This window comes from Terriglobales bacterium (genome assembly GCA_035764005.1).
GTDB lineage: Bacteria > Acidobacteriota > Terriglobia > Terriglobales > Acidobacteriaceae > Gp1-AA112.
This window is the reverse complement of sequence record DASTZZ010000019.1, coordinates 164743-191231: the sequence shown is the minus strand read 5'-3', so window position 1 is coordinate 191231 and position 26489 is coordinate 164743. Positions and strand designations below refer to the sequence as shown.

The 26489-nt window shown below is 55.7% G+C and carries 27 protein-coding genes; 18 read left to right on the top strand and 9 right to left on the bottom strand.

The window, feature by feature from the left end; translation table 11 throughout:
* Window positions 1-166 precede the first annotated feature (166 nt).
* A complete protein-coding gene (locus VFU50_03165; protein HEU5231835.1) occupies window positions 167-748 on the bottom strand; it encodes a PilZ domain-containing protein in 582 nt (193 codons plus the stop codon).
* A gap of 375 nt (window positions 749-1123) precedes the next feature.
* Here VFU50_03165 and VFU50_03160 point away from each other — a divergent pair, with 375 nt between their 5' ends.
* From VFU50_03160 to VFU50_03140, 5 genes are all read left to right on the top strand, one after another.
* Window positions 1124-1579 (top strand): cytochrome c maturation protein CcmE, encoded by a 456-nt coding sequence (locus VFU50_03160; protein HEU5231834.1) that lies wholly within the window; start codon window positions 1124-1126, stop codon window positions 1577-1579.
* Window positions 1580-1582: 3 nt separating this feature from the next.
* A complete protein-coding gene (locus tag VFU50_03155; protein HEU5231833.1) occupies window positions 1583-2314 on the top strand; it encodes an ABC transporter ATP-binding protein in 732 nt (243 codons plus the stop codon).
* On the top strand, window positions 2311-2985 hold the full coding sequence (locus tag VFU50_03150) for a heme exporter protein CcmB (protein ID HEU5231832.1): 675 nt from the start codon (window positions 2311-2313) through the stop codon (window positions 2983-2985). The genes VFU50_03155 and VFU50_03150 overlap by 4 nt, the downstream gene beginning before the upstream one ends.
* Window positions 2986-3032: 47 nt before the next feature.
* Window positions 3033-5534: an endonuclease MutS2 gene (locus VFU50_03145; GenBank protein HEU5231831.1), complete on the top strand. Its 2502-nt coding sequence runs from the start codon at window positions 3033-3035 to the stop codon at window positions 5532-5534.
* Window positions 5535-5783: 249 nt separating this feature from the next.
* Window positions 5784-6218 carry a hypothetical protein gene (locus VFU50_03140; protein ID HEU5231830.1) on the top strand — a complete coding sequence of 145 codons (435 nt, stop codon included), beginning with the start codon at window positions 5784-5786 and terminating at the stop codon, window positions 6216-6218.
* Between the two features lie 33 nt (window positions 6219-6251).
* Here the strand turns inward: VFU50_03140 and VFU50_03135 are convergent, their stop codons facing one another.
* The 5 genes from VFU50_03135 to VFU50_03115 all read right to left on the bottom strand — a co-directional run bounded on the left by VFU50_03135 (window position 6252) and on the right by VFU50_03115 (window position 8908).
* A complete protein-coding gene (locus VFU50_03135; protein HEU5231829.1) occupies window positions 6252-6416 on the bottom strand; it encodes a hypothetical protein in 165 nt (54 codons plus the stop codon).
* Between the two features lie 126 nt (window positions 6417-6542).
* Window positions 6543-6785: a hypothetical protein gene (locus VFU50_03130; GenBank protein HEU5231828.1), complete on the bottom strand. Its 243-nt coding sequence runs from the start codon at window positions 6783-6785 to the stop codon at window positions 6543-6545.
* A 281-nt stretch (window positions 6786-7066) separates the two neighbouring features.
* A complete protein-coding gene (gene plsX / locus VFU50_03125) occupies window positions 7067-8137 on the bottom strand; it encodes a phosphate acyltransferase PlsX (protein ID HEU5231827.1) in 1071 nt (356 codons plus the stop codon).
* Between the two features lie 21 nt (window positions 8138-8158).
* Complete coding sequence (gene rpmF / locus VFU50_03120; GenBank protein ID HEU5231826.1) at window positions 8159-8344, bottom strand: 50S ribosomal protein L32; 186 nt, start codon at window positions 8342-8344, stop codon at window positions 8159-8161.
* Window positions 8345-8359: 15 nt separating this feature from the next.
* Window positions 8360-8908 (bottom strand): DUF177 domain-containing protein, encoded by a 549-nt coding sequence (locus VFU50_03115; protein ID HEU5231825.1) that lies wholly within the window; start codon window positions 8906-8908, stop codon window positions 8360-8362.
* A 239-nt stretch (window positions 8909-9147) separates the two neighbouring features.
* Between VFU50_03115 and VFU50_03110 the strand changes: the two genes are divergently transcribed.
* The 9 genes from VFU50_03110 (at window position 9148) to uxaC (ending at window position 20370) form a co-directional block, all read left to right on the top strand.
* A complete protein-coding gene (locus tag VFU50_03110; GenBank protein ID HEU5231824.1) occupies window positions 9148-9510 on the top strand; it encodes a hypothetical protein in 363 nt (120 codons plus the stop codon).
* Between the two features lie 3 nt (window positions 9511-9513).
* On the top strand, window positions 9514-10014 hold the full coding sequence (locus VFU50_03105) for a DUF4112 domain-containing protein (protein ID HEU5231823.1): 501 nt from the start codon (window positions 9514-9516) through the stop codon (window positions 10012-10014).
* Window positions 10015-10414: 400 nt separating this feature from the next.
* Complete coding sequence (locus tag VFU50_03100) at window positions 10415-11251, top strand: PilZ domain-containing protein (GenBank protein ID HEU5231822.1); 837 nt, start codon at window positions 10415-10417, stop codon at window positions 11249-11251.
* The gene (locus tag VFU50_03095) at window positions 11248-11796 is read left to right on the top strand and encodes a hypothetical protein (protein ID HEU5231821.1); all 549 of its coding nucleotides are present in this window, start codon (window positions 11248-11250) and stop codon (window positions 11794-11796) included. Before VFU50_03100 ends, VFU50_03095 begins: the two co-directional genes overlap by 4 nt.
* A 446-nt stretch (window positions 11797-12242) precedes the next feature.
* Window positions 12243-12878, top strand: a complete 636-nt coding sequence (locus VFU50_03090) for a malonic semialdehyde reductase (protein HEU5231820.1) — start codon at window positions 12243-12245, stop codon at window positions 12876-12878.
* A 120-nt stretch (window positions 12879-12998) separates the two neighbouring features.
* The gene (locus VFU50_03085; protein ID HEU5231819.1) at window positions 12999-13988 is read left to right on the top strand and encodes an aldo/keto reductase; all 990 of its coding nucleotides are present in this window, start codon (window positions 12999-13001) and stop codon (window positions 13986-13988) included.
* A 232-nt stretch (window positions 13989-14220) separates the two neighbouring features.
* Entirely contained in the window at window positions 14221-15072 is an 852-nt protein-coding gene (locus VFU50_03080; protein ID HEU5231818.1) for a LysR family transcriptional regulator, read from the top strand.
* 268 nt (window positions 15073-15340) lie between these two features.
* Complete coding sequence (locus tag VFU50_03075; protein ID HEU5231817.1) at window positions 15341-18637, top strand: carboxypeptidase regulatory-like domain-containing protein; 3297 nt, start codon at window positions 15341-15343, stop codon at window positions 18635-18637.
* A 293-nt stretch (window positions 18638-18930) separates the two neighbouring features.
* Window positions 18931-20370, top strand: coding sequence for a glucuronate isomerase (gene uxaC, locus VFU50_03070; protein HEU5231816.1), 1440 nt, complete (start codon window positions 18931-18933; stop codon window positions 20368-20370).
* Between the two features lie 7 nt (window positions 20371-20377).
* Here uxaC and VFU50_03065 read toward each other — a convergent pair whose 3' ends face one another.
* Window positions 20378-20830: a hypothetical protein gene (locus VFU50_03065; GenBank protein HEU5231815.1), complete on the bottom strand. Its 453-nt coding sequence runs from the start codon at window positions 20828-20830 to the stop codon at window positions 20378-20380.
* A 173-nt stretch (window positions 20831-21003) separates the two neighbouring features.
* Between VFU50_03065 and lepB the strand changes: the two genes are divergently transcribed.
* From lepB to VFU50_03045, 4 genes are all read left to right on the top strand, one after another.
* Window positions 21004-21690 carry a signal peptidase I gene (gene lepB / locus VFU50_03060; protein ID HEU5231814.1) on the top strand — a complete coding sequence of 229 codons (687 nt, stop codon included), beginning with the start codon at window positions 21004-21006 and terminating at the stop codon, window positions 21688-21690.
* Window positions 21691-21733: 43 nt separating this feature from the next.
* On the top strand, window positions 21734-22789 hold the full coding sequence (gene purM / locus VFU50_03055) for a phosphoribosylformylglycinamidine cyclo-ligase (GenBank protein ID HEU5231813.1): 1056 nt from the start codon (window positions 21734-21736) through the stop codon (window positions 22787-22789).
* Window positions 22790-22975: 186 nt separating this feature from the next.
* Window positions 22976-23578 (top strand): phosphoribosylglycinamide formyltransferase, encoded by a 603-nt coding sequence (gene purN / locus VFU50_03050; protein HEU5231812.1) that lies wholly within the window; start codon window positions 22976-22978, stop codon window positions 23576-23578.
* A gap of 229 nt (window positions 23579-23807) precedes the next feature.
* Window positions 23808-24737, top strand: a complete 930-nt coding sequence (locus tag VFU50_03045; GenBank protein HEU5231811.1) for a hypothetical protein — start codon at window positions 23808-23810, stop codon at window positions 24735-24737.
* Between the two features lie 561 nt (window positions 24738-25298).
* On the opposite strand, the gene VFU50_03040 is transcribed toward VFU50_03045, so the two are convergent.
* Both VFU50_03040 and VFU50_03035 read right to left on the bottom strand, forming a co-directional pair.
* Window positions 25299-26048: a Crp/Fnr family transcriptional regulator gene (locus VFU50_03040; protein HEU5231810.1), complete on the bottom strand. Its 750-nt coding sequence runs from the start codon at window positions 26046-26048 to the stop codon at window positions 25299-25301.
* 174 nt (window positions 26049-26222) lie between these two features.
* Window positions 26223-26480 carry a hypothetical protein gene (locus VFU50_03035; protein HEU5231809.1) on the bottom strand — a complete coding sequence of 86 codons (258 nt, stop codon included), beginning with the start codon at window positions 26478-26480 and terminating at the stop codon, window positions 26223-26225.
* Between the last annotated feature and the right edge of the window lie 9 nt (window positions 26481-26489).

The window sequence follows — 26489 nt, the reverse complement described above, 5'->3', positions numbered from 1 at the left end:
TTTACGATGTGATCCACCGCAACTGCCCGTCGCAGGTGATACAAGCCCTGTTCCTCCGAGGCGAAGTTCTGCCCGAATGCAGGTTTTGCGCCCACAAAGTGAAGTTTCAACTAAGTCAGGCGATGCCACACATCTCGGAGGATCTCGATTTTCGACGCTAGGAGTTCTAGGAGAGCGAGTGGGAGCAGAGTTCACGAAGGGCGTCACGGTCTGCCGCGGATACGCGCATGAATTCAAAGCCATGGCGCATCCCCTTTCGGTATCGCAGACGAGCGCTTACCTGAATGTCTTTTCGGGAATGTAGGCCGGGCAAGCGGATGGTGAGGTTTCGCGTGTCGTCGGCAAATCGTTCGCCAATCACAGCACCAAGACCGCCTTCGCTGAGATTGGTCGTATGGCCTTGCACAATCAACGGCTTTTTCAAATGCCGCGATTCCAGCGTGATCGGCAGATCAACTTCAAAGCGCCGATAGGCGCGCACACTATCGAATTCTGGAAGCGGTTCCGAAAGCGAACTCTCCATAGGTCCAGCAAGGTCCCAATCGTGGTGCACATGATCGATCTCGCGATCGAGCCGGAATCGGACCGAGCCTCGGCACGTTCGACAAAGCGGAAACTCCTCGCCGCGAATCACCAGCACCTCATGCATCGCACGATGCTGATTCAAATGTTTGACCAGATAAACGCCGCTCGCAGGAGCAAGCTGTCCGGGTTGGCACACTACACTTTGGGGATCCCCGTTGGTCACAGGACCTCGATGTCATCAAATTGATACCGCGCACAAACCGGGGAACCTCGGCCAGAGGAACTGCGACGGGACTTTCCTGAACTTACCTCAAATTATTATCACAATAGGGCCATCACGGAGATGTTAGCGAGAGCAGAAGCCGCGTGCTGCTGTTCCAGCAGAGTAGCGGCATCCGACCCGCGTCTACTTGAGATAACCACGTTTCACTGCCTTGCCAGCATCCTTCCTGCGGGTTCTTGCAGATGCTCTCGAGGATTGTCATCCTCGAAGCGTCTTCATGGCGAAGATTTTCTCAGCGTCGGCCCGTAACTGGCGAAACCTACAATTTATCTGAATTTCTTGACCCGTCCACGCAGCCGGAATACTCTTTAATTCGTGCCTTCTGCAGGAAGATATCTCCGTTTTGGAATCGCGATTGCCATCATTGTCGGCGCGCTTTCGTACCTGGCGTTTACCGGTATTCAGCAGACTAAGAGCTATTACGTCACCATCAAGGAACTGCAAGGAATGGGCGACCAGGCGCACAGCAAGCGCCTGCGCGTCGCCGGACAAGTCGTGCCGGGCAGCATTCACCGCAAAGGCGCCGGAGCCGACTTCCAGATCGACGAGCAAGGGCTGAAGCTGCAGGTAGCCTATCGCGGCACCGAGCCGCCTCCGGACACTTTCAAAGACAACGCCCAGGCGCTGGTCGAAGGCTCCTACGGAACTGACAGTGTATTTCATGCGCAGCAGATTCAAGCAAAGTGTGCGTCGAAGTACGCGCCCGCTGCGAATCAATCCGGCACGATGACCCAGGCCGAGGCAAAGCCCGCCGCGCAGAGTTCCAACTGACGCTTGAGTGATTCTGGAGTCCATTCCGAAGATCATTCCCATTCTGAGCCGGCAGTCGTTCTCGAAAGCGTAAGCAAGCTTTTCGGACGCTTTGCCGCTCTCCATGATGTAAACGCAACTCTGGCAGCAGGACGTCTCTACGGATTGCTGGGCGAGAACGGAGCCGGCAAGACGACATTGCTACGCATCATTGCCGGATTGGCACGTCCATCTCGCGGCAGCGTGACCGTTCTTGGAAATCGAGATCTGCGGCAAGTCAGCGGCCGCATCGGCTTCATGGCACATGCAACGCTCCTGTACGAGGAACTTACTGCACGAGAAAATCTAGCCTACTTCAGCGGTCTATATCCGGAACGCTCGAAGGTTTCCGTGGATGAGCTCCTCGAGCGAGTAGGACTGGCGAACGTCGATCCCAGACGACGCGTCGGGCAGTACTCGCAAGGCATGAAGCAGCGCCTGGCGCTCGCGCGCGCAATGCTTTCCTCTCCCGATCTGCTCTTGCTCGATGAACCGTTCTCGAACGTTGACACCAGGTCGATTGCGACCATGGCCGCCTTGCTTGGTTCACTGCGGGATGGTGGAACGACCCTGATCGTCATCACGCATCAACTCGAAGCCCTCGCTCCAGTTGCCGACGAATGGATCACGATGCACGCCGGCACCATCGTCAAGCGAGAAATCACCGGTCCCTATTCCTCCTCAGCAGATGCAGAGTCGGTTCGAGGTGCGCGATGAATCTGGCGCGCACGGTCGCCTTACACTTGCGCAAGGATCTGCGCCTCGAGTGGCGGTCAAAAGACGCCAGCAACTCGATGTTGTTCTTCGCGTTGCTGGTGGTGGTAGTGTTTGCGTTTGCGTTCGACCCGCTCGCGGAAGAATCGCGCGTCATTGCCGGCGGCATCGCTTGGATCGCCTTGCTATTCGCCACCATCGTGGCGCTCAATCAAAGCTGGGCGCGTGAACTGCATAACAGCGTGCTCGACGCTTTACGCCTCGCGCCTGCTCCTCCAAATGCGCTTTTCTTAGCGAAGGTGATCGCGAATTTCATCTTCGTTGCTGTCATTGAGATTCTGATCGCGCCCGTCTTCACGGTCTTCTACAACCTGCGCGTAATCGGCTCGGGAGCGGAGCTCGTCGTGGTTGCCGCGCTGGGAACCTGGGCATTGGTGGTAAACGGAACTTTCTTTTCCGCTCTGTCAATTCGCACTCGCAACCGCGAACTGATGCTTCCCCTCATTCTTTTTCCCATTTCGCTTCCGGCGATCGTCGGAATGGTGCTCGCCACAACCAACATTCTTACCGGCGACGCCGATCCAATCAACTGGATCAAACTGCTCAGTGTTTACGATGTCGTGTTCACCATCGTGTCACTACTGCTGTTTGAACCGGTCTTGGGAGCCGAATAGAACAACCTGCGCCGCTGCTGTTTCCGAGTCCCTGCTAGCATTTATTCATGTCTGCGACTTGGAGCCTGCGGCTGCTCGAGTTCGATCGCGTGCGCGACATGCTGCTCGCCTACTGCGGCTCCGATTTGGGCCGTCGCCGCGTCGCAGAACTCGGTCCTCGAGATGATGTCGACTGGATTCTCCACCAGCAGCAGCTCACAGAGGAAATTCGAAAATTCCTCGAAGCCGGCGGAGCATTCGATTTCCATGGACTCGCCGCCTGCCGCGAGCTTCTGAAGAAAGCTCAGATCGGCGGAGCAACACTCGAAATTCCGGAGCTGCGCGAAGTCCTCACAATCGCCGATCGCGCAGACGAATGGCGCGCCATTGCACTCGAACCTCCAGCCTCACTCGACGGGGGATGGCCGGCGATTCGCGAAGGCTCGCTCGCGCTCGCCGATTTCACCCTGCTGCTTCGCTTCTTTCACGGCAAGATTCTTCCCGACGGCACGCTCGATGATCGCGCATCGCCGGAGCTGGCGCGCTTGCGGCGCGACATTGAGCGGCAGAAGCGCGAGATTCAGAGTTCGCTCCGCAGCTATATGCGCCATCTCGCGGAAGGCGGCGCGACACAGGATGAACTCATCACCATTCGCGGAGAGCGCTTCGTCATTCCCGTAAAGGTCGAGCAGAAGCGGCGCGTAAACGGCGTTGTGCACGGCGCGAGTTCCAGCGGGCAAACTGTTTTCGTTGAGCCGCTCGAAACCATCGAGCAGAACAATGAGCTTGTTCGCCTGCTGGAGGAAGAAAACGCTGAGATTCATCGCATTCTGCTGGAGATGACGGCTCGCATTGGCGAGCAGGCGCCTGCATTGGAAACGGCGCTCGATGTTCTGGCTGAAATCGAGTTGCAATTTGCCAAGGCGCGTTTTGCTCGAGACTACCAGTGTGTGCGGCCGCAAGTTTTGGCTGGACAACATGGAGTGAGTGGACAAGGTGGACAGAGTGGACGCGGCAAAGAGGGTTGGAACGCAGCCACTCACTTTCAAGTAACAAATGCACGGCATCCGGTTTTGGAACGCAACCTTCGCGAGCGTGGCGGTCGTGTGGTTCCTATTTCGCTTGAACTCGCCGCGGATAGCCGGCAGCTCATCATTAGTGGACCAAATACCGGCGGAAAAACCGTTGGTTTAAAAACCATTGGTTTGCTTGCGCTGATGGCTCAGTCGGGAATGCCGGTTCCTGCAGAGGCCGCCGCGATTCCAGTTTTTGATTCGGTGTTCGCAGATATTGGCGACTATCAATCGATCGAGCAGAACCTTTCCACTTTTTCGGCGCACGTCAGGAACATTGACCTCATTTCTAAAACAGCTACATCGCGCTCTCTGGTGCTGTTGGACGAACTCGGCTCCGCCACCGATCCGGAAGAAGGCGCTGCTCTCGCAGTCGCTATCGCCCGGCATTTTCTTAATCTAGGCGCGACCAGCATCATCTCTACGCATCACACTTCGCTGAAAGTTTATGCGGCCAATACTCCTGGCGTGGTGAACGCGGCGGTTGGCTTCGATGAAAAAACGCTGCAACCAACGTACGAACTGAAGGTCGGCGTGCCCGGGGCCTCGGCCGGCATCAATATCGCGCAGAGACTTGGACTGAACTCGCAGATCGTAGAGGCTGCGCGCCGGCGACTCGCCGGGCAAACACAAGACGTCGCGCGCTTTCTCGATCAACTGCATCAGCAGCTCGAAACGCTCGAACAAGAACGCAGTGACTTGCGCCGCCGCGAGCAGGAGGTCGCGCGCGAAAAGAGCCGTCTCGATCTGGAAGGCATGAAGGAGCAGCGTCAGCAGGTGCGCGAGATGGAGAAGAAGCTCGAACAGCTACTGCGGGACTTCGAGTACCAGGCCCAAGAGCTAATCAACACCGTCGAGGATCGCGCTGCTGCGCAGAAGATGTCGAAGGATGCGGAGCGCCGAGTCGCGCGGCTTCGTCGCGAGTTCAAGGAGCAGTTCGACGCGACAGTCGTCGCTCATCGCACCGGAGCAGATCGCGGCGATCCAAACGCGCGGCCGGGCGAAGTGAAGTATGTAGCTGAAGGCGACGTTGTGCGTTTGAAATCGCTGGGAAGAGAGGCTGTCGTCAAGCGCAAAATCGACGAGAACACGTTTGAAGTGGAAGCAGGCATTATGAAGATGCGTGTTCCCAAGACGGATATTGCCACGGTGGTCAGATCCGCTGTCGCGGAGCGCGCTGTATCCCCTGTCGCCGCAGCACGTGCGCGCGGAATCTCGGTGTCTCTCAAGAATGACGACAACGACCTGAGTGTGCCAACCGAAATCAACGTCATTGGGCAAACCGTAGATGATGCCACACGCGAAGTGGAGAAGTTTGTAGATCGCGCGTTTCTCGCCGGTATGCCGCGGGTACGCGTTGTGCACGGCAGCGGAATGGGCATCTTGCGCAAGGCTCTGCGACAGTTCTTGAAATCACATCCGCACGTTGCGACCGTAAACGAACCACCGCAAAGCGAAGGCGGAGCCGGCGCAACGGTCGTAGAACTGAGGATATGAATGCGCGAGCTATCCCTGACCGTGATCGTGCCTGACCGTTCCCACCGCGTGCGCGGTCTTTAGATCATGCGAGGAGATGCAGGAAGGTAAACAAGTGTAGGGGTATCTGCGGCGCTTTTGGAATCATTCGCGTACATCGCTCGCTTGGCCCGTACTTCCAGCTAAGTCACTGAGTGTGTCATACTTTCTTCGCCCACTTCGATCGACGTCCTTGGTGTGTTTATGCCTCCTTTGGAGCTGCTCAAGCGAGTGGGAACGAAGAAAGCGTTCAAACCTCAGAACGCGATCATTCTTTTGGTCGTGGGCGGGCGTTATGAAGGTCTTGAGCAGGTCCTGCGGAAGAGAGGCTATACGGTTGTCGTTCCATCCACTGCAGACCAGGCAGTGGCCCTCTGTCTTCACAATCCTATTGCCGTCACTCTGATTGATCGCGACTCACTGGCTCTGGACGGGGACTGGTCATTGCCTCACTCGCTAAAGATGGTTGCGCCGCACACACCGGTACTGCTCCTGCTGAAAGGCAGAGTGTCAAAACGGGAGGGAATTCCAGCCGGCGTCGATTGGATGGTAAGCGAGAAGGAGCCCTCGCAGGTCCTCGGCGCTGTGAAGAGACTTGTGCGTTTGAGCATGGAACGCATGCAGGCGCAATCCGCGCCGGAGGATGAGCAGCTTCCTCGCGGATAACACGGTTCTCAAAAATGCTGGCGAACCGCGTTCTCAGCTATACAGGTGGTCACTCTCAGCGTTGTAGATTCGATTCAGCCTGGCGCGAAAGTTCTCAAAGGCGATCTGCGCGCCGAGTTCCAGCAATTGTTCTTCTGAAAATTGCGCGCGTAACCTTGCGTAGAGATCGTCGGAGACGTTCGATGGCGTTGACGCCATTGCGTCCGCAAGTTCGAGCACGAGCCGCTCAACATCAGTAAACGCGGAGAGATCATTACCAGGGATAGCAGCTAATTTCTCCGGAGTAAGTCCAGCTTTTCTGCCTACGGCAGAATTGATGTCGACTCAAAACGGACAGCCAATGCGAGCGGCCGTCCTGATCTTTGCCAGTTGAGCGTAGCGCAGGGAGACGCGGCGCTTGCGACCCAGCGCCATTTCCATTCCAATGCCGCCCCAAACGATTCCGGGCACGCGCATCTGAATCTTCGCTGGAGTGAGATCTTTGCCGAACATCTTGCGCATCATCCCGTAGAACCAGCGCAGATGCCAAGGAGCTTCGCCTCGTTCAAGGCCAACCATTCTGGGCATGTGTAGAGACTCCGACAAAAGTATTAGTTCACTTATGTGGATGAGCGGGGCGGTTTGCATGACTCGAAAAAAAACTGCAGCAGTTCTGAGTTCGTGTGAAAAGCAAACGCAAGGTCCTTCGCCTGCGTCGCTTTGCTCCTTGGCTCAGGATGACAAGGCGTAAATGTAAACAGAATTTCGTGAAGTAAATAAAAACTTTGTCATGCTGAGGCGAACGCCGAAGCACCTTGCGGTTGGGGTTCGCTTTGTAAGAGCAAGAGCAAAGGCAACATCAAAAATCATTACACCGGGGCGCTGCCTGCCTCGATTGTGTCTGACGGGGGAGGTTCGCGTCTTGGACGATGCGAGCTTAGGCCTTTTTCAATCTTATCGTTGATACGGGTTTCGGCGAATTGCGCGGCAACGCGGATTGCGTTCTTGATTGCTGTTGCGTTAGAAGATCCGTGGCCGACGATGCAGATGCCCTTAATTCCCAAAAGGGGAGCGCCGCCGTATTCGGCGTAGTCGAGACGTTTCTTGAAATCGTCAAAAGCACGGCGGGAGAGGAGGAATCCTACTTGTGAGCTGATCGTCGACTTAAGCGACTCCTTCAACAGGAAGCGGACGGCAGAAACCAACCCTTCGGAGACTTTTAGTGCAACATTCCCAATGAAACCGTCACAAACAATCACATCGACGCTGCCGTTGTAGAGATCGCGGCCTTCGACGTTGCCGGCGAAGTTCAGCGGAAGCTGGCGCAAGAGTGTGTAGGCCTCGCGCGTCAGTTCGTTACCTTTACCCTCTTCTTCACCGATCGAGAGCAGTCCCACTCTGGGCTTGTTCATTCCGAAGATGCTGCGCGAGTAGATCTCGCCCATGATGGCGAACTGCTCGAGGTGCTGAGGCTTGCAATCGACATTTGCGCCAACGTCAAGCAGGATAGCGGCTTTTCCGGCCGACGTAGGGAAAACAGCAGCGAGTGCGGGACGATCGACTCCAGGCAACGTGCCCAGCACCATCTTCGCAGTTGCCATCGCTGCCCCGGTGTTGCCGGCGGTTACGAACCCTGCGGCACGTGCTTCGCGAACGAGACGCAGGCCGACACGCATGGAGGAATCCCGCTTGCTGCGCACAGCCGTCGCAGCCTTTTCGCCCATGCCGATTACTTCAGTGGCATGGATCATCTCAATCGGCAGATTGCGGACAGTGGGATGGCGCTCGATCTCCCGCTCGAGCTCTTCGCGTATCTGTGGCTCGCGTCCGACGAGCAGGACGCGCACATCATGATGACGACAGGCAAGTATCGCCCCTTCCACTTCGGGCTTGGGAGCCCGGTCGGAGCCCATCGCATCGACCGCGATTACAGTTGGCATCTGCGGAAGGGCGATTGTAACTTAGCCAGCCTTTTCCGTGTCGAAGATCTCGCGACCCTTGTAGTGTCCACATTTGGGACACGCACGGTGCGGCATCTTCTTCTCATGACAGTTCGGACACTCGGAGAGTGAGTTGGCGCTGAGATAATCGTGGGCGCGGCGACGTCCGGTACGAGCCTTGGAGTGCCGCCGTTTTGGATTCGGCATGATCTTTTCCTTAAGTTATTTCAATTTGTCTTTGATGTCGGCCAGCGCCGCCCAGCGCGGATCGCTCGGGCGCTCTTCGCAAGTGCAGGCCTCGACATTCAAATTTCTTCCACATCCGGCGCAGATGCCGCGACAGCTCTCGCTGCACACGACCTTCACCGGAAGCGCCAGCAGTATCTGCTCGCGCAGAACGTCTTCTAGCTGAATACCGTCACCGGAGTAGTATCCGATCTCAGTTTCCGCTTCCGAGATCGAGCGCTCGTCGTGGCCGGCGTCGATCCCTAGCGGCCGATAGAGCAGATCGAAATCTCCGCCTACCTTGGTCGGAACCGGATCGACACAGCGCGCACAGCGAACCTCGATGGTGGTCGAGAAATCGCCTAATACGCGGATATCTTCAACGACATTCTTGCCGCCGCGGTGCTCTTCCAGCAGCTCCGCGCGTCCTTTAGTGTTCAGAACTCCGGATTGCCGCAGCTCCGCGCCAAGATCGATAGTCCCCGGCGCAAGTTGCTGAGAAAACTCGACTTTCTTGACTTCCAGCTCTTGAAGACTGATGAACATCGCCAGCTACCCTCGCCTTCCGTTAGCAGGTGCCGGCTCACGCGGGAGCGCACAGCTCAGAATACGACCTGGAGGGCAAAACTTAAGGATAAGGAGGATGGAGCGGGGGTGTCAACACGGCAACCCCGCCACGATGGGGGAAAAATCGAGTTCTCAGAGAGTCCTTGCTTCTGCAGATGACTACTGCCAGCCCTGGGAGATTCCGAAAGAACAGCGATTAATACAGCCATTTTTTCTTTTTGCGGCAAGAAATCGCCAGATTCTGCCCGGATTTTGAAGATTTTGCTCGCAGGCAGGGAATTAACAGCGATTCATCAGGTGGGCGACGCAAGGCAAACGTTTCCAGTGACTTAGCTTCAGTTTGCGTGACGGAGCGCAAAAACATCAGGGATTTTGCAGCGATTCTTTCGTTCCAAATTGGGACAGCCTCCCCGTGCGTCGCCCGCTTCCGCACACGCTTTCTTTACTTTGACCCAGTCGGCAGGGCCAAGCGCGACACCCCACTGCTGTGCCCAATTGAGCTTTGGCAGATCGTCGAGGCTGCTTCTGCCAGTTCTTTCTCCTATTTACGCCATCAGAAGAACATCGGTTGCATACAATGACTCATGGCCACAAGCGAACCTGAAATCCTGTCTCCACCTAAAGTCCCTCGCGGCCTGACCGACGAGCAGCTCGATCACCTCGCGAGCGTGCTCGACGACATCTTCCACATCCCGGGCACGAAGATTCGCTTCGGCCTTGATCCGATCGTCGGACTCGTTCCCGGTCTGGGTGACATCATCACCGGACTGCTTTCATTTCTGATCGTCTTTGCCGCCTGGCAGCGCGGACTGCCCCGCATCGCACTCTCGCGCATGGTGGCAAACATCGCCATTGATACCCTGCTCGGGGCCATTCCAATTCTTGGCGACGTATTCGATACCGTCTGGAAATCGAATCGCATGAACTACAACCTGCTGGTGCGCTATCGCGGTGGGGTTCGACACGGACTGGTTACCAGAGATTGGTTATTCTTTTTAGTGCTGCTGGTTGGAATCGCAATCGTGGTCGTGCTGCCGGTCGTAGTCGTAGTCGGCATCATACATTTCCTCAGAACTACAGCGTGAAGCGGAATTCGATGCGCTGATCCCGAATCAGCACTATCGCGAATAAACAACAGAGTGCCGCATCTTCTGCGGCACGTTTGGGAATAGCCCGGCGTGACAACGCCGGGTAAGGGCAATTGATCGATGAGTCCCGCGTACTTTGCGGGAGGACTGTCTACTGATCGCTCGGAGAAAAGCCGGCCGTCCAGCCGAAATCGCGGGACTCTCGAGCTGTGATGCAATAACCGGGCATTTCATGCCGGGCTAGTCCCATCCGTGCCGCACAAATCGCGGCACTCATATTCGCGAATTTCTTAATTCGGGAAGATGGCTCATTCCGCTCCCCTTGCTACGGCAAGCACCTAATTACCTCCGTAATCTCACTGATTCTTCGTGCCACGTACCATACTTAGGTCGCCGTATGTCGCGACGACGAGAGAAGCGGAGCTTTCTGGCAGTGCCGGTGCGCGTATCGGGTAGTGACGCGCAGGGGAGAAGTTTCCGGCACGTTGTCTGCACGCTCGATCTCAGTGCGAAGGGCGCCCGCATCACCAGCCTCCAAAGCCTCACCATGAACGTCGGCCAGGAGCTAACCCTGGAGCATCAGAAGGACCGCGTACGCTTCGAGATAGTTTGGATCGGAGCGCCGGGCACCTCACGCGAAGGCCAGATCGGTTTGCGCACGCTCGAACCGGAAAAGAGATTCGCCGCCGTCGAAAACGAGATCGATGGCGGAGCCTACATCGATACCTGGCAACCGAATACCAAAGAAGAAAAAGACGACCGGCGCTCGGCTCGGCGGTTCGATTGCGATCGCGGCGTCCAATACTGGACCGATCAGAGTGCCTCTCCCATTTCGGGAGCACTCGATAACATCAGTCTCGGCGGGTGCTATGTCAGTACAAAATTTCCCCTCCCGCGCTACACACGCGTGCAGTTGATCCTTCATCTCTATGGAATGAAAATTCCCGCGCAGGGCGAAGTCCGCGCTTCCGACGATGGACATGGAATGGGAATCATGTTCACGACTCTCGAAAAAGAATGTGAACTGCGAGTGAAGAAGGCGGTACAGCGTCTCTCGCAGAGCACGCAATCCGAAGGACGGAATCGACAAGGTTCGGCCACCGATACGCAAATTCTCGATGAGATTCGTGCCTGGTTCGATCGAAGTCTCACTATGACATGGGAAGATTTCTTCGATATTCAAGTGCGTTCAAAAGGAAGCCTGGTAAGCGCGAGCCTGGACAAGGAAGCATGAGGGTGCAAATCAAGTCTTCGTTGGCAGTGTTGTCGGCTGTAGCTTCAGTCTTGCTGGCCCAGAGCGTCTGCGCGCAATCCCTCGGTGACATCGCCCGGCAGCAGTGCGAAAAAAACAAGCAGCAGGCCACTACCACAAACAAGGTGCTTACGAATGATGACCTCAGCACTGCCGATCATTCAACTGACACCAGCTCCGACGACTCGCAAAAGAAGAAGACCGTGAAACAGAAGCCCTCGGCAAGCGCAGAACAAGCGGACAAAAACGGCCAGCCATCAGCTGAGGAGCTCAAAGCCGCTATTCAGGACAAGAAGCAGGCCATTGCCGAAATTCAAGCCGAAATCACCAAGCTGCAGTCGACGGTTAACTACGTTCAAAACAATCGCAACATCTACACCAATGCTCCCGAATACAACGAGGCGCAGAAGAGAAAAGAGCAGGAAGTGAACCGCCTCAAAGGCGTTCTTCAAGAGCAACAGGATGAGCTAAAAGACCTTCAGGACACCGCGCGCAAAGCTGGCTACGGCAGCGCGATCTACGACTGAAGCTTTTCGAGATCAAAAGGAATTCCCGCCAAAATGCAGGCCCGAGGGGGCCGCAAGAAGCGCAGCCGCGTTCCGTTTTGCAATCCAGCATTCTGCAGAAAGAGCCCGTGCAGGCACTAGAGCATTTTTCTAGAACCTATGAACCGATGGAGTCCAGCAGAAACGCTGCTTCTTTGACATTGTCATTCCTCGCGCCGCCGCGAAAGAGAACCGGTCTTCCTGCTTTTGCTTTGCGCCGCGGGGAACCTGCTGTTCTTGGTAACGCGAGGAACAGCAGATCCCCCGGAGCGCAAACCCAGGATCGTTGACTCCCTACGCTGGGACCTCGCGCTCCGAAGGATGACAATGCAAAGAGGAATTCGACATTTCCGAGAGTGGTCTACAGTAACGGCAAAAATGCTGTAGTGTCCGTCCGGTTGCTTAAAATCAGCAGAGCGGGGGAATGCATGAAACATGTACTGGCTGACGCGGCGCTCGATCAGATATTTCGCAGCGCACGAACTTATAGCGGGTGGCAGGATAAGCCTGTCACCGACGACACGCTGCGGCAGCTCTACGAGCTGATGAAATGGGGGCCGACGAGTTCGAACTCGAATCCGGCGCGGTTCGTGTTTGTGCGCTCGCGCCAGGCCAAAGAGCGGTTAGGTCCTGCGCTCGCACCGGGCAATGTGGACAAGACAATGGCGGCACCAGTTACCGTGATCGTCGCTTACGATCTGCTTTTTTATGAAAAGCTGGCCAAGCTTTTTCCGCACAATACTGGAATGCGCGCCATGTTTGCCGCCAATCCGCAATTGGTCGAAGTCACTGCGAAGCGAAATTCATCACTACAGGGAGCTTACTTAATCATTGCTGCACGGGCGTTGGGACTCGACTGCGGTCCAATGTCTGGATTCGATAATGCGAAACTCGACGAGGAGTTTTTCGGCAGCGGCAAAGAATGCGAAGGATGTGAGCAGGAGTTTTTCCCTGCTGGTCACGTGAAGTCGAATTTCCTTTGCAATCTTGGCTATGGCGATGACGCGAAGCTCTTTCCTCGCGCTCCGCGGCTCGAGTTTAAAGAGGCATGTACGCTGCTCTAAAGCGGGGTAATGCTTTGTTGGAACTCGCCTTCAGAGCGACCATCCACATTATGCGCGCTAGTCCCATTGTGGATCGTGAGTCTTGCAACCGACATCAAACCAACTTCACGGAGGAGTTGGATGGCTGAGCTACGCAAGCTGGGCAATTCTGGAATTCAGGTGAGGCCGCTCTGCCTTGGAGCCAACGTCTTCGGATGGACGCTCGATGAAGCAGGATCGTTCAGGATTCTGGATGGCTTCTTTGCCGTGGATTTCAACTTCATTGACACTGCCGACATTTATCCGAAGTGGGTTCCCGGCAATAAAGGCGGGGAATCGGAGACCATCATCGGCAAATGGATGAAAGAGCGGCGCAATCGCGAGAAAGTGATTCTCGCAACCAAGTGCGGCCACGAATGGGGAATGGGACCGGGGAAAACCGGCTTATCAAAGAAGTACATCCTGGAGGCTGCCGAAGATTCACTTCGACGCTTGCAGACTGATTACATCGATTTGTATCAGGCGCACCAGGATGATCCAAAGACGCCGCTGGAGGAAACACTCGAGGCATTCGCGCAGCTCATCAAAGCGGGCAAGGTGCGTGCGATCGGCGCTTCCAATTACTCCGCACAACGCCTGCAAGAAGCGCTTCGTGTGAGCAAGTCGCATAAGCTGCCTCGTTACGAGACTCTGCAGCCGCACTACAACCTTTATGAACGGAATGACTACGAATCCACACTCGAAGATGTTTGTATGCGCGAGGGACTCGGAGTGATTCCGTATTTTTCACTGGCAAGTGGATTTCTCACGGGGAAATATCGCTCGAAAGCTGATGCCGCCGGGAAGGCACGAGGCTCACGCGTGGAAAAATACCTGAACGAACGCGGCTTCCGCATTCTCGATGCTCTCGATCGCATCTCGAACGAGCGCAACTCAACGCCGGCGCGCGTCGCGCTCGCCTGGCTCATGGCACGTCCCAGCATCACGGCGCCGATTGCCAGCGCGACGAAACTTGATCAACTCACCGACCTGATCGAGGCGACCAAGCTCAAACTGAGCTCAGGCGAGATCGATCTGCTGAACGCAGCCAGCGCCGAGGCGGCTGAACCGGCGCTCAGCAGAGAAGTGTGACTCAGAATTTAGCTACGTCTGCCGGAAACAAAAAAGCTGCTGAATCCAGAGTCTGTGGTGCTCCAGGACCAGCAGCTAGCCTGCGTGCGTACCTTCATGCTGGTCCTTGGCATCTGTCCTGTCAAACTGGTTCTATTGAAAAGAATCTTTAGCCGAACTAAAGTATCGAGCGTCCTCACTTCAGCAGCTCAGGAGCCATGTGGACGTCCATCAGCTTGAGGTATTTCTGTCGGTGCTCGAGACTGGCAGCGTCACGCGCGGAGCCGAACGTGTTCATTTGTCACCTGCCGCAGTGAGTCTCCAGCTTCAGAACCTGGCGGAGCACTTAAAGACTGAACTCTTCGTGCGCTCCGGCCGGAAGCTCCTGCCTACATCGATGGCCCATCGGCTGGCCGAGCAGGCGCGATCGGTGGTCGACCAGATTCGGCGGATCGAGACGGATTTTCACGGTCAGCCCCAGGAAGACACACGTCCATTTCACTTTGCGACAGGCGTGACCACGCTCGTATACCGTCTGGGCCGGCCGCTTCGGATGTTGCGCAAGCAGTATCCACGCACGGAACTGCACGTAACCGTTGCCAATACCGAAGAGATCGTCGCCGGGCTGCTGGACCGTCGTTTCGATTTGGGACTGATCTCGCTTCCGCTATCCGAACCCAGTGTCACCACTATCCCGCTGTTCGACGAAGAATTGCTGGTGGTGCGTCCATCGGCGAGCCGCGTCCGCGGCGGACAAATCGGCTCGATTCGCGCTTCAGAACTGGCGCGCGTGCCATGGCTGCTCTATCCGAAACAAAGCAACATGCGCACAATCATCGATGGCTTCTTCGCTCATGCCGGCATTGAGCCGAATGTGATCATGGAAGCGGCGGATACGGAGGCCATCAAACGCCTGGTTGAATCGGGCTTCGGCTACTCCATTCTTCCGGAGTTCTCTCTCAAGGGACAATCCCGTTTCTTCCACACCATGCGCATCTCCGGCCAGAAGCTTGTACGTAATCAGGCGCTCGCGATGGTGAATGGTCCTTATCCGCGTCCGCTTACCCTGACGATTGCTGAATTTGTTCGGCGAGCTCTCCAGTAAAGTGGAACCCAATGAAATCGACTCCCATCGTTGACACTCGCTGAGTTTCAACCTGTGGAAGCGATGGAACGGTTCAGTTTTGCTAAACATACCGTTTTAAGTATCTGGTCTTGACAAAGCCAATCGTCGCCCAACATGATGCCGCTCACCTTGAGGGAAGCGCGTGCGGCAAAAGCGGTCAAGCTGCGTCCGAATTTCCAAGCAATAGTTTTGCTCTAACAACTCGCGGCGCCGCTTTTGTTCTTCCCTCTATCCCAGGAGAGAAACGATGAAGAAGCATCTGATAGCCGTTTGTTTTGTTGTCTTACTGCTCAGCGCAATTTCGTTTGCCCAAGGACTCGGCAGTATTGTTGGAACCGTATCTGACTCTTCGGGAGCGGTGCTTCCCGGAGCTAAGGTCACGGCGGTCGAAGCCGGAACTGCACTGAGTCGGACCGCCGTCGCAGACTCGCAGGGTTATTACGTGATCCCCTCTCTGAAACCGGCACAGTACTCAGTATCGGCTGAAGCGTCCGGGTTCCGTACTTCGAAGCAGAACGTCACTTTGCTGGCCAATCAGACTCTTACCGTAAATTCGCAGCTGCAAATAGGCTCCCCTACGGAGACGGTGGAGGTTACCGGCACGCAGCTGCAGGTGGACACCACGACTCCGACCATGAAGCAAGTGCTGGAAGGCCAGCGCGTTCTCGACCTACCGCTGGAAGGGCGCAATGCTGCGCAACTTACGCTGTTGGTCCCGGGCACAGTCAACGATCCGAACAATGGCGGCGCGGACCAAGGAGGACAGAAGACCTTTCCCGGCGCGGTGACGTACTCGATCAACGGTTCACGACAAAACCAGACCAGTTATCAGCTTGACGGCGGCAATTTCGTCGACGAGTACAGCAACGTGAACCAGCCATTCCCATTTCCGGACGCGCTGCAGGAGTTCAGTGTGCAGACGAGCAACTACGGCGCCGAATACGGCCAGAACGCCGGCGGCGTGGTGAACGTGGTGACCAAGTCAGGGACCAACCAAATTCACGGTGATGCATTCGAGTTCTTGCGGAACGCTCTTTTTAATGCGAGGAACTGGGGTTCGAATTTCAGTGCTTATGACCATGGTCGCGATCAGCTAAAGCGCAATCAGTTCGGTGGCACCATTGGCGGCCCGATCATCCATGACAAAACGTTTTTCTTTGTGGGGTATCAGGGCACGCAGATCCGCAATCTGGGAAACCCGACGACCAAGAGTGTATTCAGTGCTGTGCAACGTGGGAATGCCACCGACCCAGCAATAGTCAATTTACTGAAGCTCGTCCCACTGGGCGATCCCGGCAGCTTTGATTCGACCGGTCAGCCGCGAGTAACCTACGCGCAGCCGGACCACGAGAATTACAACGAAATCCTCGGTCGAGTTGACCATTCGATTACGAACAATGATCGCTTGACCTTCCGCTATGATTACAACCGGTACCACAAAGACCCCGTCTTCGATCCGGCCAACATCCTGGATTACACAGACGGAACCAACGCCATCGTGAATCAGAATTATCTGCTTCACGAAAGCCACGTTTTCTCGGCGCGCTTGCTGAACGATTTTCGTTTTAGCTACGCGCGTGAGACCTCGGATCGTGGGCCGGCAGCCAACGTGCCGGATGTATCTGATTTTGGTGTCAATATCTTCCAGCCCAATTTCGGTAAAGGCATTCAGACGATTAGTGTTTCGGGATTGAGCGGCTTCAGCATCGGCGACAACTTGCACGCCGTCTTCAAGCGCAACAACTATACCTGGAGCGATGATGTGAGCTGGGTTGTCGGACGGCACACGCTCAAGTTTGGCGGGGTCATCGAGACCAGCAAGGTAGACATCACTAATCCCGGGTTTTTCGGATACGGAACGTTTACTTTTTCGAATCTCAACAATTTTCTTAAAGGAACGCTGAACACCTTTCAGCAAGGCGCCGGTGAATTCAAGAACATCCGCAACAATTTTCCCGGACTGTATCTGCAGGACGACTTCCACGCGAGCCGCAAGCTGACACTGACTGCGGGTTTACGCTGGGAGCCGTTCCAAGCCTGGGACGAGATCAAGCACCGGACGGAGGTATTCAACATCGCCGACGCGATTCCCGGTGGGCCGACCTCGCAGATCTATCCCAATGCGCCGCCGGGATTGTTCTTCGTCGGCGACGCGGGCGTGCCGGAGCGCGGAGTCCAGTCGAACATGATCAACTTCGCGCCACGCCTTGGCTTCGCCTATGACGTTTTCGGCGACAGCAAGACCAGCCTGCGCGGAGGCTTTGGCATGTTCTATGACACTCGCATGACAGGACTGGCAAACAACCGTGTGGTTGACCTCACGCCTTTCAGTCCGCAAATCGGGCCGCTGACGCCACCACCCGGTCCATTCAGCGATCCATACTGCCAGAAGACCGCCGGGTGCAATGCGATCAGCAATCCCTTCCCGCAGGCGCTCCCGGTACCCTCCAGCTACGTCTTTCCATTGCCGTTGCAAATCATCGGCTTCGACAATCGCGCGAAACTCAAAACGCCTCTCATCAACGAATGGAATCTGGGGCTACAGCATGAGTTTCCCGCCGGGTTTCTGGCCCAACTTGCGTATGTGGGCTCGCACGGCAGCCATATCAAGGAATCAGTACAACTGAATCCCGCGTTCCCAACGGCTACTCCACCGGCAGCGTGTGGAACCAAGACATTCTGCGACGCATCGCGTCGATTGAATCTTCCTTTCGAGGCCATCAATCCCAAGAATGTCGTCTACAACAATGTGTTTCAAGGTTGGAATGACATCAATTCTTCCTACAACTCGTTGCAGGCAAGTCTGGAGAAGCGCGCAAAGAACATCACGCTCATCGGCGGCTATACCTGGTCGAAGAGTATCGACGACCTGCCAGTTGGTGCTAACGTGAGCGAGATCGGCGCGGATACCGGCGGCGTTTCGCCATTACCGTGGAATGATCCGAATCGACACGTCTTCGATCGAGGACCTTCGGAGTTCGACCGCACGCATCGCATTGTCGGATCGTATGTGCTGCAGCTTCCGCAAATGTCGGATTGGAGTACAGCCCTGCGAGAGGTACTGGGCGGGTGGATGCTCAGCGGTTCGACACAATTCCAGACCGGGCGCCCGCTGACAATTACATCTGGTCTCAGTTCCGGAAGCGACCGGTCTGGTGTCGGGAACGGCACTGACCGCGCCGTCTTTCTGGGAGGAAATCCTTACGGCGGCAACAACTGCGGCACGTCGCCACACTGCGTAACCTGGATCAATCCCGGGGCTTTTCAGCAGCCGGCTTTCGGCACCTTCGGCAATACGGGTAAAGGCGCGCTGCGCGGGCCGAAGTATTGGACCTGGGACATGGGACTGATGAAGAACTTCACCATGACGGAGCGATGGAAACTGCAGTTCCGCGCCGAGTACTTCAACGTCTTCAATCGTGTGAACTTGAACGATCCATCCGCCAGCACCGGGATCGCGAGTTTCAATTCGAGCAGCTTCGGCCAGATCACCGGCGCGGGTGATCCGCGCATCGGACAGCTCGCGTTGAAAGTGATCTTCTAACTATTCGTTCGTTAGCTCGTATTAAAAAGTGGGCGCAGCTTCATGCTGCGCCCAATAAGATGGTGTGCGACTGCGGTGGGATAAATAGGACCGTTACGCCCTGACTGCAGTTGGATGTCATTGCGGCACTCGAAGAGTTCGTTTTGACACACGAGTACCGCAGAAAAGCGCGGCACTTAAACGGAAAATTTCAACGTTTCGCAATGCAACACAGTTGCTGACACACCCTGGAGAAAATTGATAATCAGCCCTTAGCTGAGACATCGGCTAGATGTTATACAAGTGAGACCAAAATGGGATTCATTACCGAGAACTTTCTTCTGCGCAGCAAGACAGCACGAAATCTGTATCAGGAGTATGCCGCTGACGAACCGATCCTGGACTACCATTGCCATCTTTCTGCAAAGGACATTGCTGAGAATCGTCGCTTTCGCGATCTGACGGAAATCTGGCTCGAAGGCGATCACTATAAATGGCGCGCGATGCGCGCCAACGGCGTTCCAGAACGATACTGTACCGGCAATGCCAAGCCGTACGAGAAGTTTTTGGCGTGGGCGCGGACAGTACCGCATACGCTGCGCAATCCGCTGTATCACTGGACGCATCTTGAGCTAAAGCGCTATTTCAATATCGACTCCCTGCTCGACGAAAACACGGCTGAGGACATCTGGAAGCGAGCCAACGAACAGCTCGCGAAACATGAATTCAGCACGCAAGGAATTCTGGAGAAGTTCCGCGTAGTTGCTGTGTGTACCACGGATGACCCGGCTCAGACGCTCGAATATCACGAGCGGATCCAACGCAGCGGGTCGGCAACAGCTGTATTCCCAACATTCCGTCCGGATCGCGCGCTGCGAGTCGACGATCCCGAAGGATTCAACCAATGGATTGAAGAACTGGGCACTGCCGCGAACACGCACATCGCGAAATTCAGCGACTTTCTCGATGCCATACGAAAGCGCCACCAGGATTTTCACGATCATGGCTGCCGCTTATCGGACCACGGACTGGCTTATTGCTACACCGAATTCTGCTCAGAAGCTGAGGCGTCGGCCATCTTCGAGAAAACCCGGAGTGGGAAGAGAGCCAGTGCGGATGAGGCCGGAAAGTTCGGAGCGTTCCTTATGCTCTTCTTCGGGCATTTGGACGCGGACAAAGGGTGGACGAAGCAGCTTCATCTAGGCTCGTACCGGAATGGGAACACACGTGCAAACAAGACGTTGGGCCGCGATACCGGTTTCGATGCTATAGGAGACTGGCCACAAGCCGAGTCGCTGGCGCGCTATCTCGATCGCCTCGATCAGGACAATCAACTCCCTAAGATCATCGTTTACAACGTGAATCCCGCTGACAATTACGTCTTCGCCACGATCATCGGCAGCTTCCAGGATGGCAGCATTCCCGGCAAAGTGCAGTTCGGCAGCGGCTGGTGGTTCCTCGATCAAAAAGAAGGCATGGAGTGGCAGATGAACGCGCTCTCAAATTGCGGTCTGCTCTCCCGCTTTGTGGGCATGGTGACCGACTCGCGTTCGTTCATGTCGCACCCACGGCACGAGTACTTCCGCCGCGTTCTCTGCAATCTGATCGGAAACGAAATCGAAGCAGAGGAATTACCCGATGATGAAGAGCTCATCGGTTCGATGATTCGCAATATATGTTTTGAGAACGCGAGAAGGTTGCTCGAGCTGCCAATTCCGGATTCGATTAAAGAACCTATCGGATCAGCGCGATAAGGTTGGTCTACTCGTCATCATCTTCATCGATGACGAGTCCGCCTAGCGCCTCGGCGGTATCGAGCACACGCTGGTAGCGGTCGTACCACTCGGTGGAAACCTCGTGGACGAAGAGCGTGCCCTGGTGGGAAAAGCCCAGCTGCAGGAACCCAGTCTTGCCGATGTAGGTTCGCAGCCATCGGGCATCGTCGAGGTCATCGCTGTACACGCCGTCTTTCAGCCGTTCGATCACGAAATCGAGATCTTCTTTTGAGAGCACCATGTCATCCATGGTGAGGAATGTCGCTCCTGCGGCCTTAGCTAGTTCGACAAAATCTTTCCAGGCATCCACATTCTCGTTGTCCTTCCACACGACTGTCGGCAGCTCTTCTCCGATGTACCCGGGAAAACGCTTCATTCCGTGCCCTTCGATGAAGGCGGTCATGTCGTCTTTCAGACTGTGCAGATCGTCGGAGCGCATTCAATTCGGACAGTGATCGCTGGTCCGAAGTTCAAGATACACGAAATCCGCGGCCTGAGCGGTGGGACCTTCCCTTTCGTCATCCGCAAACCTGCTCGGATAAGGTTAATTGCTGATGTTTTCTGGCCTGATCAGCAGCTCAGAATTGAGCTACTCCACTGCAGGCCAGGTTTGTGCGCGCGCTCTCTCGATTGTCGGAACAGGTACTTAGAAGAAGATCGCTGCGCGTCGGCATTTTCGGCTGCCTTGCATTGTGCGTTCTGTTCGGGTTCGTGTTGGAGGTTGGCATGGTTCCGACGCCTTCAATGGAAGGCACGGTGCTGGTTGGCGATCATCTTGTGTTGCTCAAACTGCTCTATGGTCCGCGGATTCCGTTCACGAGCTATCGCATTCCACAGTGGCGTACTCCTAAGCCCGGCGAGATCGTGGCGTTCCGCAGCCCGGTAGAACCGAGCGAGGTCTATTTGAAGCGCGTGATCGCAACCGCCGGAGACACGGTCGAGATCCAGCATGGAATTTTGTATGTAAACGGCGTGCGCATGCCCGAGGACTACGCCCGCGTACGCGCCTCGCGGCGATGGTCTTGGCAGGAGAACATCCCGCCGCGTCGCGTGCCGCTGGACTCCCTCTTCGTACTCGGCGACAATCGCGACAATTCCGAGGACAGCCGTTATTGGGGCCCGGTGCCGGTCGCGAATGTGGTCGGAGAACCCATCGTGGTTTTCTGGTCCTATGACGCGCCGAGTTCCGCATGGCTTGACCCAAGTTTTCTGCACCAAGTCCGCCTCTACGCCTCGGCCGTTGGCCATGTGACGCAGATACGGTGGCGGCGTACCGGATTGCTGCTCTGCTTCAGGTGATACACTTTTCCTTCCTGCCATTCCACCTGAAGGACCAGACTGCTTGGCCCAATCTTCCGCCCAGAAAAAGAGCCGCCGCGTAACCTATTCCGACGCCGGCGTAGACATCAGCCGAGCTGATCGTGCCAAACAGCGCATCAAGTACCTCGCCCAGAAGACCTTCACGCGCAGCGTTCTCAGCGATATCGGCAGCTTTGGTGGACTATTCGCTCTCGGCACAAAACATCGCGATCCCGTTTTGGTGTCGAGCGCGGATGGCGTCGGCACGAAGCTGAAGATTGCTTTCGCGATGAATCTGCATCAGACGGTCGGCGCCGATCTCGTGAATCACTGCGTAAACGACATTGCCGTGCAGGGCGCGACACCGCTGTTCTTCCTCGACTACTTCGCCAGCGGAAAGCTCGATCCTGAAGTAACGGAGAAAGTTGTTTCCGGCCTCGCGGATGCGTGCCGGCAAAACGGCTGCGCGCTGATCGGTGGCGAGACGGCTGAGATGCCCGGCTTCTACGCCGATGGCGAATACGACATTGCAGGATTCATTGTGGGCGTTGTCGACCGCGATCGCATCATTACCGGTGAGCGCGTTGAGATTGGCGACGTCATTATGGGTCTGCCGTCGACCGGCCTGCATACCAATGGATATTCGCTCGCTCGCAAGCTTTTCTTCGAGGTCGCTCGCTACACTCCTGAGACCTTCGTAAGCGAAATTAAGAATAAAGCCGGCACCGAATTGATGCGGACGCACAAGAGTTACTGGCCGGTTGTCCGCCGTCTGGTCGAAGCCGAGGCAGTGAATGCCATGGCGCACATCACCGGCGGCGGCATCACCGAAAACCTGCCACGCGTTCTGCCAAAGGGAACGGCTGCCAATATCCAACTCGGCTCATGGCCGGTGCTGCCGGTGTTTACTCATCTGCAGAAGTTGGGAAATGTCGATCAGGATGAAATGCTCCGAACTTTCAATATGGGAATCGGCATGATCCTGATAGTACCCGCGAAGAAGTTCAAGCGCGTGCAGACGATCCTCGATCGCGTCAATGAGAAGGGATACACGATTGGTCGCATCGTGAAAGGCGATCGCAAGGTCGTCTACTCCTAAGCAGGAGAGGCGTTTCGGGTTTCGAATTTCACGTTTCGGCAAAGCCAGTTGCGCGCAGCATCGTCCTGATAGATTCTGAATGCACAAACTCCAAAAGCAAATTGTGGCTGTCTCCACACAGAATGTTGCGGACTGGCTTAGCCGAAACTCGAAACTTGAAACCCGAAACGCCTTTTTGTTTCTCCCATGAATCGCCTCGGCATCCTTCTCTCCGGACGCGGCTCCAACTTTCTGGCGATTGCGGACAGCATCGAGAGGGATAGGATTCCCAATACGGAAATCGGGGTTGTGATCTCGAACAAGCCGTATGTGGCGGGTATCGAATCTGCGGAAAAACGCGGGCTGAATGCGCACGTAATTCAGAGTAAGGGTCTATCACGCGCAGAGCACGACGCCGCTATCGTAGCTTGTCTGCGCGAGCATAGCGTCGATCTCGTCTGCCTGGCGGGTTACATGCGGCTCGTCTCGCCGACTTTTCTGGAGGCGTTCCCGAATCGGGTTTTAAACATCCACCCCTCTCTTCTTCCCGCATTTCCGGGCCTGGATGCGCAAAGACAGGCGCTGGAATATGGAGTCCAGGTGAGCGGTTGTACGGTTCATTTTGTAGACGAGAACCTCGATCATGGCGTCATCATTCTGCAGCGTTCCGTTCCCGTCCTTCCTGATGACGACGAACACTCACTCTCCGCACGGATTCTCGAGCAAGAGCACATCGCTTACAGCCAAGCCATCTGCATGGTACTGAGTGGCGAATATGAGATTCGTGGACGTAGATACGTGAAGAAATAAGCCAGCCGTTCTGAGATTAGTCAGTACCGTTCGCGGGTAGCGAATGGGTGCTTTTCTCGGTGGACCCGATACCGCAACTGTGAAATTCTCCGAGAAAAATGCTATAGGACTCGGATGAACCCATCCGCTACCGCGGACGGTACTGACTTTTTCGAGGCGCAGGGCGGCGAACAGCTTTCACTGATTCAACATCTCAATTCGTGCGCCAAGTTCACTTTGCAGAAGAGAGATGCACATTCTCGGAATTATCGCCGGCATACTTCTGATCGGAACGTCGTGCCATGACGTTTTCCACACGCTGTTTCATCCCGCGGGACGTGGAGCGCTGAGCGACCGCTTATCGCGATGGATCTGGAGGGGAGTTCGCGCGGTTGCGAAACGTCGCGGGGACATGATCACGCTTGGTGGACCAATCATTTTTCTGGCAATCGTTTCCACGTGGGCTCTGCTCATCATTTTCGGATTCGCGCTGATCTATTGGGCGAATCTGGATGTTTTCGCAGCGGTTCCTGGAATGGATCCCTCCCGGCCAAAAACATTTTTCGATGCGTTCAATGTCTCTCTCGGAGCGCTGATCACAATTGCTGGAGACTACAACTCGAACTCCAAGCTCATGCGCCTGCTCATGGGTGCTCAAGCGGTGATCGGATTCGGACTGCTTACGGCAGCCGTCTCCTGGCTTCTCTCTGTCTATCCCGTTTTGGAGCAGCGGCGCTCGCTGGCGCATCGTTCGACACTACTGCACGCGGCGGAGGAGCGGGCTGCAGTATCTGTGTTCGATTTTCCGTGTTCCGAACTTTCTGCGTTGTTGCTGGCGATCACCGAAGAAGTAACGACATTACGCAACAGCATGTCGCAATTCCCCGTCAGCTATTACTTCCATGGTGGAGAAAACGAGACTGCGCTCCCGGGAATTTTGGAATACATACGGGGAATCGGTGAGAGGGCAACGCACTCGCATGATGCCTCAGTGCGCATTACCGGGACCATGCTGTCCGGCGCAATCATTGATTATCTGGAGTTGCTCGCCATGGTGTATCTGCGCATGCCTAGCGATGACATTCCTGCGGTGTTGAGAGCTTACGCAAGGGATCAGTTGCGGGATGTTGTGGAATACGAGCCCAGGCCCATCAAAGATCGCGACTCGCGAGTGGCTTAGAACCTCGATTTCACAGAGCTTGCTTCTTCAGCCCACGCGCCCTGTCGCAGGTCTCGCCATGAATCTGTCCGGAGCTGAGCACCCAAGGTTGCAGGTCATAGGCGTTTTCCGGCAAGATTCGCGCCCAAAGGCTTTTCAGTATTCGTTTTTTCCCAAGGTACGGCAGCGTACCGACTTGAGTGCTGTTGGGCCATTAGTGTTGATGTAAATCCATGCATCGCGCCCATCACCAGCCTTTCAGGAACGAACTTCGGCCATCTTTAACCAGCCAGAATCTCGACTACTGCGGCTTTGAGTGTCCAAGATGCGGATATCAACACCGCCTTTCCGATTGCGTTAGCAACGGTGTTCCGTTCGCCGATCTGTTCCCTTCCGACGCGCTGGCGCATCCGTTACCTGTCTCGAATGTGGCGCGAGCACGAATTTTGCACGGAGCAACCTGAAGCTGTTCCGCAGCCGAGGCGACGAGTGATCGATATCAAGGGCCGCATTCAGAAAGTGAAGGAGAAAGTGAAGAGCCTGCGTCGTGCATCACACGAATTGCAGGAGCATTCGGCCATGCTACGCCGTCACTCCGCTCGTCTGCGTGCTTTCACGCCACTCCCGACCGAACATCTGGTCAAATTGCGCCTCAATAATCGCGTAACACTCGCAGGCACTTTCTCGCAGCGCGACGGGATCACTGATGGTGATGTATCCACGCCGGTAGCTGATTAGTCCAGCGTTCTGCAGAGTTTTTGCGGCAATCGTCACCGCCGGCCTGTGTACGCCGAGCATCGCGGCCAGAAACTCCTGTCTCATCGCGAACTCGTCGCGCTGAACACGGTCATACACGAGACTCAACCAGCGCGCCAGCCGCGTGCTCACCTCGTGCATGCGATTGCATGCCGCCGTCTGCCCGGTCATCGAAAGAAACGCATGGACATACGAGGCGACCAGCTTATTCAGCGGCGAAGGCTTGTCCATGACTTCTCGTTTGAACATATGCGAGCTCATCTGCCAAGCGGTTCCCGCGACCTGCACGATAGTGCGCGTAGTCGTGGTTTCCTGTTGCAGCCAGAATTGAATTCCTACGACGCCTTCCACGCCCATCAGCCCAACCTCCACGCTGGAACCGTCGCGAAGTTCCTGCAGAGTGGAAGTAACCATGTCGATGGGAAAGTACACGTTCCGAATCGGTTCGCCAGGCTCAATGAGGTTGGCTTTGACGTCGAGCTGAACCGTTTCGAGAAACGGCTGCAGACGTTGACGCTCCTCCGCCGGCAAGGCCGCGAGGATAAGGTTGTCACGATGATTGGACTCTTCGTGCACTCTAAATTGGAGCGCACTCGTGCCTCAGAAATCACCCATGTAAAGATGCGCCTGCAGAGCTGAAATCCAGAGTTGTAGTCTAGGTGACAGCTGAATTCAGAGGAGATAACTCTCTGTGCGCAACCGATCAGAACGTGATAGCAATGCGAACCTAGAGAAGGAAGCAGGTCGTTACTATACCGACTCACCCAGACGCAGAAGCTGCAGCCGGAGCCGGATGAACAAGCCTCCCAGAATTCCCGAGTTTTCACTGCTAAGTGACAACTGACCCACATGTTTGCTGGCGGAGTCGTAAGCTGCCCGCGCGTTGGCGGTATTGCGTATGATTCGCACGCGCGTTTTTGAACCCAGAGCCGCTTTGGCGAATGTAGAACCCAATTCGAGCTCCGTTTTAATGAACAGAAAGCCTTCCGGCCATTTTCGCGGCTTCATGTGCAGAGT